The sequence below is a fragment of the Saccharibacillus sp. CPCC 101409 genome, assembly GCF_030518235.1.
Lineage (GTDB): Bacteria > Bacillota > Bacilli > Paenibacillales > Paenibacillaceae > Saccharibacillus.
Map to the genome: position 1 here is coordinate 48884 of NZ_JAULSA010000021.1, position 8675 is coordinate 57558.

Below are 8675 nucleotides of genomic sequence, written 5' to 3' on the forward strand. Positions count from 1 at the left end.
TGCCTCCCCTCGCGTTGACCGCCTCTCGGCCAACGCCCTACTCTAGCGCCGCTTTGAGCGCCTGCGAAACGGTCTCGACGCCGATCAGCTCGATCCCTTTGGGATGCTTCCATCCCTTCAAACTTTTCTCCGGCAGGATCACCCGTTTAAAACCGAGTTTCAGCGCTTCCTTGACGCGCTGTTCCGCCCGCGCCACCGCGCGGACTTCGCCGGTCAACCCGATCTCGCCGAATACGGCGTCGTAAGGCCGCGTCGGCTTGTCCTGCACGCTGGACGCGATGCAGACGGCTACCGCCAGATCGACCGCCGGCTCGTCCAGCCGTACGCCGCCCGCCACGTTGACGTAAGCGTCCTGCGTTTGCAAATACATGCCCATCCGCTTCTCCAGCACCGCGATAATCAGGTTCAGCCGATTATAGTCGATGCCGGTCCCCATTCGCCGCGGAGAAGGAAAATGCGTCGTCGCCACCAGCGCCTGAAGCTCGACCAGCACCGGCCGGGTTCCTTCCATGCTGGCGACGACCGTCGTGCCCGATACGCCCATCGCCCGCTCCGACAGGAACAGCTCAGACGGATTGGTTACTTCGTCGAGCCCTTCTTCGCGCATTTCGAAAATACCCATCTCGTTCGTCGAACCGAATCGGTTCTTCACCGCGCGCAGAATGCGGTACGTATGATGGCGCTCGCCTTCGAAATACAGGACGCAGTCCACCATATGCTCCAGCATGCGCGGACCGGCGATCGCGCCTTCCTTCGTCACGTGGCCGACCAGTACGGTCGCGATGCCGCCGTTCTTGGCGATGCGCATAAATCTCGCGGTGCATTCGCGCACCTGCGACACACTGCCCGGCGCGCTCGTCACATCCGGCTGATACACCGTCTGGATGGAGTCGATGACCAGAAAGTCCGGCGCGATCTGCTCGATCGACAGTTCGATCTGTTCCATATTGCTCTCGCAGAGCACGTACAGCTGCGCCGACAGCGCACCCAGCCGCTCCGCGCGGAGCTTGGTCTGCTTCACCGATTCTTCCCCGGAAATATACAGCACCTTGAGGCCCGAAGCGGCCAGCGAGTGCGACGTTTGCAGCAGCAGCGTCGATTTGCCGATACCGGGATCGCCGCCGACCAGGATCAGCGATCCCGGCACGACGCCGCCTCCCAGCACGCGGTTCAATTCCCCGATCTTCGTATCGACCCGCGGTTCCTGCCCGCCTTCGATATCGGTGATCGGCAGCGGCTTCTGCGTTCCCTGCAGCAGAGACGAGTTCATGCCGCCCATCCCCTGGGTTTTGACGCTGCTGCTCACGGTTTCTTCCACCATGGAATTCCACGACTGGCAGCCCGGGCATTTGCCGTACCATTTCGGCGATTCATAGCCGCATTCGGTGCAATAAAACTTGGTTTTTGTTTTTGCCATGGATCTCCCTTCTAACCGGCTTACCGGACGTGCGGATTTCTTTCTTCGCTCCTACGTGATGATCCGGCGCTTGCGGAAAGCTCTTCCCTAAAAGTTTATCATTTATTTCCTGCAAAAGTAAGGCCCGGCGCACGCAAACGAAAGAAGCAGACAAAAAGCCGAGCCGCGCAGTTCAAGCATGCGCGGTCCGGCTTTTTGCGTCGGCCGGAGCGGCCGCTTCAAAGGTTGCCCTTTTTCCGCTGGAGCTCCGTTCCGTTTTTCGATTTCCTTACGGTTCAAGCGGCTGCCCGAGGGCAGCGATAGGAATCACTGTTCGGACTTCTCGACCGAGACCGCCGGCTGCTCTTCCGTCTTCTCGACGGTCAATGCGCCGTCTTTCTCGTCGATAAAGAGCGAATCACCTTTGGCTACGCGGCCGGTCAGCAGTTCTTCGGACAAACGGTCCTCGATATGCTTCTGGATCGCCCGGCGCAGCGGACGCGCGCCGTAAGCCGGATCGTACCCTTCTTTTGCCAGGAACGCTTTGGCTTCGTCGGTCAGCGTAAAGTTCACGCCGTATTCGTTGAGGCGTTTGCGCAGTTCCTCGGACATGAGCGAAACGATCTGGCCGATATGCTTTTCTTCCAGCGAGTGGAAGACGATCACTTCGTCGATCCGGTTCAGGAACTCCGGACGGAAACTTTTCTTCAGCTCGTCCATGACTTTGCCCTTCATATTGCTGTATTCCGCGCCGCTGTCGGACGTAGCGGCGAAGCCCAGCGTCGAGTTGCGGCGGATGGAATCCGCGCCGACGTTCGACGTCAGGATAATCAGCGTGTTGCGGAAGTCGACGACGCGGCCTTTGGAGTCGGTCAGACGTCCGTCTTCCAGCACCTGCAGCAGGATGTTGAATACTTCCGGGTGAGCTTTCTCGATCTCGTCCAGCAGCACGACGGAGTACGGTTTGCGGCGGACTTTCTCGGTCAGTTGGCCGCCCTCTTCGTAGCCCACGTATCCCGGAGGCGCGCCGACCAGACGGGAAGTCGAATGCTTCTCCATGTATTCGGACATATCGATTCGGATCACGGCGTTCTCGTCGCCGAACATCGCTTCGGCAAGGGCTCTTGCCAGCTCGGTCTTGCCGACGCCGGTAGGGCCGAGGAAAATAAACGAGCCCATCGGACGCTTCGGATCTTTCAGACCCGCGCGTGCCCGGCGGATTGCGCGGCTGACCGCGACAACGGCTTCGTCCTGACCGATTACGCGATCATGCAGCAGGGCTTCCATATTGAGGAGACGTTCCGTTTCCTCTTCCTTGAGCTTGGTTACCGGCACGCCGGTCCAACTGCTGACAACGTCCGCGATATCTTCCGGCGTTACTTCGGAATCGGTACGCCCCTGTTTTTCTTTCCACTGATTGCGCGTCGTTTCCAGCTCTTCGCGAATCTTCTGCTCGGTATCGCGCAGAGCGGCCGCTTTCTCGAACTCCTGGCTTTGAACCGCGGAATCTTTTTCCTTGCGGATATCTTCCAGACGGTTCTCCAGCTGCTTGAGATCCGGCGGTACGGTATACGTGTTCAATCTTACTTTGGAACCCGCTTCGTCGATCAAATCGATCGCTTTATCCGGCAGGAACCGGTCGGTGATATAACGGTCGGACAGCTTGACGGCCTGCACGATCGCTTCGTCCGTAATCTTGACGCGGTGATGCGCTTCGTAGCGGTCGCGCAGTCCCATCAGGATCTGGATCGCTTCGTCGACCGAAGGCTGATCCACCGTAATCGGCTGGAAGCGGCGTTCCAGCGCGGCGTCTTTCTCGATATATTTGCGATATTCGTCCAGCGTGGTCGCTCCGATGCACTGGAGTTCGCCGCGCGCAAGCGCAGGCTTCAGAATATTCGAAGCGTCGATCGCGCCTTCCGCGCCGCCCGCGCCGATCAGCGTATGCAGCTCGTCGATGAACAAGATGACGTTGCCGGCCTGACGAATTTCGTCCATGATCTTTTTCAAGCGGTCTTCGAATTCGCCGCGGTATTTCGTACCCGCCACGACGGAACCCATATCGAGCGTCATGACTCTTTTCTCGCGCAGCGTTTCCGGAATCTCGTTATTGATAATCTTCTGCGCCAGACCTTCGGCGATTGCCGTCTTGCCGACGCCCGGTTCGCCGATCAGCACCGGATTGTTCTTCGTCCGGCGGCTGAGCACCTGGATAACGCGTTCTATTTCTTTGCTGCGGCCGATAACCGGATCGATATTGCCGTCTTTGGCATAAGCGGTCAGGTCGCGCGCCAGACTGTCCAGCGTAGGCGTGCTGACATTGGCGGGCGTACCGTGATGGCTCGATACCGCTTCGCTGCTGCCGAGCAGCTGGAGAACCTGCTGGCGAGCCTTGTTCAGGCTGATGCCCAGGTTATTCAGCACGCGCGCCGCCACGCCTTCGCCTTCGCGAATCAGGCCGAGCAGGATATGTTCCGTACCCACGTAAGTGTGGCCCAGCTTGCGCGCTTCGTCCATCGACAGCTCGATAACTTTCTTGGCGCGCGGGGTGTATGCGATATTCGTCGGCTGTTCCTGCCCGCGTCCGATCAGCGTTTCGACTTCGTTCTGGATCTGCTCGAGTCCGAGACCGAGTCCGATCAAAGCTTTGGCCGCGATGCCTTCGCCTTCGCGAATCAAGCCAAGCAGAATATGCTCCGTTCCGATATTGTTATGTCCGAGCCTTACCGCTTCTTCCTGGGCGAGAGCCAGAACTTTCTGCGCCCGCTCCGTAAATCTGCCAAACATCATATGCCAAGCACCTCCACTAAGTAGTAAGCCCGAACCGGTCAGTCACCGTCCCGTCGAACCGGGGGTTATTCCATTCCTTTAACCAATTTGTCCCGGATCAACTGCGCCCGGTACATATCTTTTTCCGATGCACTCATTGTAGCACCGAATGTTTTCTGAAGGAAATGCGGTTGTGTCAAAATCGTGAGCTCGTTCAGCAGCGTCAGCGGAAGCTTGTCGATCCAACCGAGATCCACGCCGAGCCGGACGTCGGACAGCCGCTGCGCGGCTTCCTTGCCGTCCATAATCGCGGCGTGCGTCAGGATGCCGTACGAACGCATGACCCGGTCGTACAGCCGGATCTTCGATTCGCCGACCAGCCGATTGCGCGCCTGCCGTTCGTACTCGATGATCTGGGCCACGATGCCTTCCAGATTGTCGACGATCTCCCGCTCGCTCTGTCCGAGCGTAATCTGGTTGGACACCTGGAACAGGTTGCCCTGGGCTTCGCTGCCTTCGCCGTAGATGCCCCGCACCGTCAGGCCGACCTGCGAAACCGCGTTCAGAATGCGGCCCAGCTGATGGGTCATGACCAGCGCCGGAAGATGAATCATCACCGACGCCCGCAGACCGGTTCCCACATTGGTCGGACAGCTGGTCAGGTAGCCGCGCCGGTCGTCGAATGCGTAGTCGATGTGCTCTTCCAGCACATCGTCCACTTCGGTCGCCCGCTCCCAGGCGCTTTTGACCTGAAAGCCGGGATACAGACATTGAATGCGAATATGGTCTTCTTCGTTCACCATAATACTGAGCGATTCGTCGTCGCTGAGTACGACGGCCGCTTCCTGCGACTCGTTCGCAAGCGTCGGACTGACCAGGTGCTTCTCCACCAGAACCTGACGATCGGTCTCGTTCAGTTCGTCCAGTTCAATCGGATGCAGCGGCCCCAGCTGATCCGAAGCCCGCTCCGCCGCTTCGACGACCAGACGCTGCACTTCTTCGGCCTGCTCGCCGCTCGCCACGAGCGGAAAAGGCAGCGCCCGAAGATTGCGCGCAATGCGTACCCGGCTGCTGATCACGATATCGGAGTCCTTGCCTTCCGAACGCATCCAGCCGCTGAGCGCGTGTTCCGTAAATGCAAAATCCGACATGATCGGTCCCCTCCTTTACCGCTGGGCCCGCTGCAGCTCAAGTTCGCGAATCTTGTCCCTGAGCTGCGCGGCCGTTTCGAATTCCTGCTTCTCGATCCGTTCCTGCAGTTCCTGCTTCAGCGCGTCGATCTCTCGCTGCACCTGCAGGTCGGCGCCGCCCCGTTTGGGAACTTTGCCCGTGTGCACGGTGCCGCCGTGAACGCGTTTGAGCAGCGGATCGATCTTGCCGTCGAAATACTTGTAGCAGGAGCTGCATCCGAAACGCCCGATTTTACGGAACTGCGCATAAGTCATCCCGCATTCCTCGCAGTGAAGCGGGAGGCTCTGCTGTACGTTCGCTTCGCCGGACTGCGCTTTGCCGGACATATCGAAATCGAGAAAGCCCGACAGCAGATTATGGATCGAGAAACCTCCGGAAGTGCCCGGGATCATCTCGCCTTTTTCCCTTGCGCAGTGCTCGCAAATATGGAACTCGTTCTTCTCGCCGTTGATAATCTTCGTAAAATGCAGAGTTGCGGGCCGCTGCTGACATTCCTGGCACAGCACTCGCCCCACCTCCTTTAAGAATAAACGTTAAAAAAGACCTGTACCCGTCAGCTCTGCCGGCCCATCAGCGCGATCAACATCGCCTTCATGATCCGCGCCCGCATCTCGTCCCGGTAAGGGAGCTTGAGCAGCAGCACGTCCCTGGCAATCGCAGAGCGCATTAGCGCCGCCTCGCGGCTCGTAATCAGGTCCGCTTCCTCCAGCCGGTAAATCAGCCCTTCGGCCGCCGCCTGGCTCATTTGCGTTCCGATCGTTTCGTGTACGTGGGCGTGCAGTTCGGAATGCGTCGGCATTTCGATCCGCTGAATGCGAATGTATCCGCCGCCTCCGCGTTTGCTTTCGACCAGATACCCTTTTTCCAGTGTAAAACGCGTACTGATAACGTAATTGATCTGGGAAGGCACGCACGAAAAGCGGTCGGCCAGATCGTTTCGCTGAATCTCGATCCTGCCCTGGCTTTCCTGCAGCACGGCCTTCAGATATTGCTCGATGACATCGGAAATATTGCGCATCGACCCAACCTCCATAATATGCCCGAGCCGCCGCCCGGCTTATTTTCCGGATGTGGAGCCTACTCTTAAAATAACCCTTCCGCAAAAGGGAAGAAACGTCTGGTTGTTTCGAGGCACCGTCCGTTTGCGGCGAATCGTAGGGCTTAGTCTGTATTTGCTTCTCGTTGACTTTGACTTTCTTTGACTTTATTTATATTATAGCATATTTTTTTCGATTGCCAAGCGTAAAAGCCCGATACGAAAAAGACCGCTCCGAAGAGCAGTCTCGCCTTTGGGGTTACCGTATCAATTCGTCCGCCAATGCTTAAAATCCGCTGTTGCTCTGGGAGTGGATCTCGCCCGATTTGAAGATTGTGGCGTTGTTGGCCGAATTTTTGACCTGATTGGACGTGAAGTAAATATCTCCGATATTTCCGTTCCCCCATACGCCCACGCCGGCATTCGCCGAGTTGGAAATCGTATTGCCGGTAAAAGATACTTCGTCGATACTGCCGGAATCCGCGAATACCAGCACATTCGGATGATCGCCGTCTTCGCGTGTACCCGTCCCGATTACGGTATTGCCGCTCACCGTTACGTTTTTGACATCCCGTGTTCCCCAGTTGGATTCGACCGCAATATAGATCCCGGCCATCTCGGTATTGTTGATCGTATTCTTGTCGATTGCGATACCGTTTCCGCCTACCACCGAAATTCCGCGCGCTTTGGCGCCGTACCCAACGGAATTGCCGCGGATCGAAACCTGGCTTACCGCCGCCGAATCTTTCAGGTAGCTGACTACCGCAATCGTATCGTCGCCGGTTTTTTTAACGACATTGTTGGCAACCGTAATCCGTTTGCTGCCGCCGGTGATATGAATGCCGTCCGCTTTGGTACTTTTGACGACATTGCCGGAGATCACGCCGTCGCTTGCTCCGTCCCGCACCAGAATGCCCGCTGTGCCGGCTCCGACGATACGTACGTTTTGAATCACGAAGTTGGACGCGCCGAGAACGGTCACGCTGTTTTTGGAATCCGATCCGTCCCGCGTTCCTGTCGTTTGATAGACGTGGGCCAGATTTTTCAACGAAGAGTTTTTCCCGCGAAGATCGATCGAGCCGCTTTCCGGGTTGGTCGAAGTCAAGATCGTTTTCTCCGAACCGGCTCCCGAAAGCTTCACGCCGTCCAGCGCCAGCCGATCGCTCAGCGCATAATTGCCCGCGGGCACATAAACGGTTTTGCCCTGCTTTTTCGCGGCCTGAATCGTTTTCTGGAATGCTTTGAGGGAATCGGTTTTGCCGTTACCCACAGCACCGTACGACTTAACCGAAAGCGAACCCGCCGGCTGCGGAATCGCCGAAGCTTCTGCCGCATAAGCACGCGAAGTCGGGAACGTCCCTAAGCCTGCTCCGAATCCCTGTCCAATCAGCACAGCCGAAAAAGCCGCCAGAGCGGTTACCTTCAATCCTTGACGCATCGTCTTCTTATTCATTCCACTCCTCCAGTTCCTAAACTAATTTTTTACTATGTATATAAAACAGAACCAGGCCGTTCAAACACAAAAAGCCCCAGGTTTATTTATTAAACGAGAAAAATATACCAATAAAGAAGAAAATAATGAGGCTGAAAAGCTGGGGATAACCTCTTGTGGAAGATCGAATTGTGGAAAAGTTGTGAGTAAGTCGGAAGTTGACTGGATAAGTAGCGCATTAAATAAAAGTTCCAGCGGCAAAATGTGGGTAAGTTGTGGATGAAAAAACATAATATAATAGAAGAAATAAAAAAGCCTTCACCGTTATGCGCGGTAAAGGCTTTTTCTGCTCGCTTGGCGTCGTCCTACTCTCCCGGGACCCTGCGGTCCAAGTACCATCGGCGCTGGAGGGCTTAACGGTCGTGTTCGAGATGGGAACGTGTGGAACCCCTCCGCCGTCAACACCAAACCTAAGCTTACAAAGTAAGCTGGAACAGGAATTTGAATCGCGGACCCCTTCGGGCAAAGCGAATCAAATTTCTCACGTGGTCGCTCTATATTTGCTCCTTCTCTCCGGTTGTTTTCCGCCTTCGAATCGTGCGATTCTCGGGAACCGGAAAGCCAAAAGTCGTTCAGGCTCAAATATTTCGCTTAGCGGCTTAATCACTTAAGCCAAAGTTCAAAGGCAAACGATGTGTCGGCGCTGCCGAACACGGATTTGCACCTTGAAAACCGGATCCGAAACGATCTCTTCGCGTCATCGAAGTGACTTTTCTGTTGAAAAGTCGGGAGGATAAGCCCTCGACCGATTAGTACTGGTCAGCTCCACGCATTGCTGCGCGTCCACCTCC

6 protein-coding genes and 1 rRNA gene are annotated in these 8675 nt (G+C 56.6%); all 7 read right to left on the bottom strand.

All coding sequences use genetic code 11. The annotated features are described in order from the left end of the window. Positions 1-37 precede the first annotated feature (37 nt). The 7 genes from radA to rrf all read right to left on the bottom strand — a co-directional run bounded on the left by radA (position 38) and on the right by rrf (position 8293). A complete protein-coding gene (gene radA, locus QWJ34_RS24730) occupies positions 38-1417 on the bottom strand; it encodes a DNA repair protein RadA (RefSeq protein WP_302731768.1) in 1380 nt (459 codons plus the stop codon). Positions 1418-1723: 306 nt separating this feature from the next. Next, entirely contained in the window at positions 1724-4186 is a 2463-nt protein-coding gene (locus QWJ34_RS24735; protein WP_302731769.1) for an ATP-dependent Clp protease ATP-binding subunit, read from the bottom strand. A 65-nt stretch (positions 4187-4251) separates the two neighbouring features. Beyond that, entirely contained in the window at positions 4252-5316 is a 1065-nt protein-coding gene (gene mcsB, locus QWJ34_RS24740; RefSeq protein ID WP_302731770.1) for a protein arginine kinase, read from the bottom strand. A gap of 15 nt (positions 5317-5331) precedes the next feature. After that, positions 5332-5862 (bottom strand): protein-arginine kinase activator protein McsA, encoded by a 531-nt coding sequence (gene mcsA, locus QWJ34_RS24745; RefSeq protein ID WP_302731771.1) that lies wholly within the window; start codon positions 5860-5862, stop codon positions 5332-5334. Positions 5863-5909: 47 nt separating this feature from the next. Further along, on the bottom strand, positions 5910-6374 hold the full coding sequence (locus QWJ34_RS24750; RefSeq protein ID WP_302731772.1) for a CtsR family transcriptional regulator: 465 nt from the start codon (positions 6372-6374) through the stop codon (positions 5910-5912). A gap of 304 nt (positions 6375-6678) precedes the next feature. Next, positions 6679-7845 (bottom strand): glycosyl hydrolase family 28-related protein, encoded by a 1167-nt coding sequence (locus QWJ34_RS24755; RefSeq protein ID WP_302731773.1) that lies wholly within the window; start codon positions 7843-7845, stop codon positions 6679-6681. 331 nt (positions 7846-8176) lie between these two features. Next, positions 8177-8293: ribosomal RNA gene (gene rrf / locus QWJ34_RS24760) — 5S ribosomal RNA — on the bottom strand. Between the last annotated feature and the right edge of the window lie 382 nt (positions 8294-8675).

What these genes read in the sequence shown, in the direction of transcription:
- radA (WP_302731768.1), bottom strand. Translation starts at nt 1,417, where the DNA reads ATGGCAAAAACAAAAACCAAGTTTTATTGCACCGAATGCGGCTATGAA.
- QWJ34_RS24735 (WP_302731769.1), bottom strand. Translation starts at nt 4,186, where the DNA reads ATGATGTTTGGCAGATTTACGGAGCGGGCGCAGAAAGTTCTGGCTCTC.
- mcsB (WP_302731770.1), bottom strand. Translation starts at nt 5,316, where the DNA reads ATGTCGGATTTTGCATTTACGGAACACGCGCTCAGCGGCTGGATGCGT.
- QWJ34_RS24750 (WP_302731772.1), bottom strand. Translation starts at nt 6,374, where the DNA reads ATGCGCAATATTTCCGATGTCATCGAGCAATATCTGAAGGCCGTGCTG.
- QWJ34_RS24755 (WP_302731773.1), bottom strand. Translation starts at nt 7,845, where the DNA reads ATGAATAAGAAGACGATGCGTCAAGGATTGAAGGTAACCGCTCTGGCG.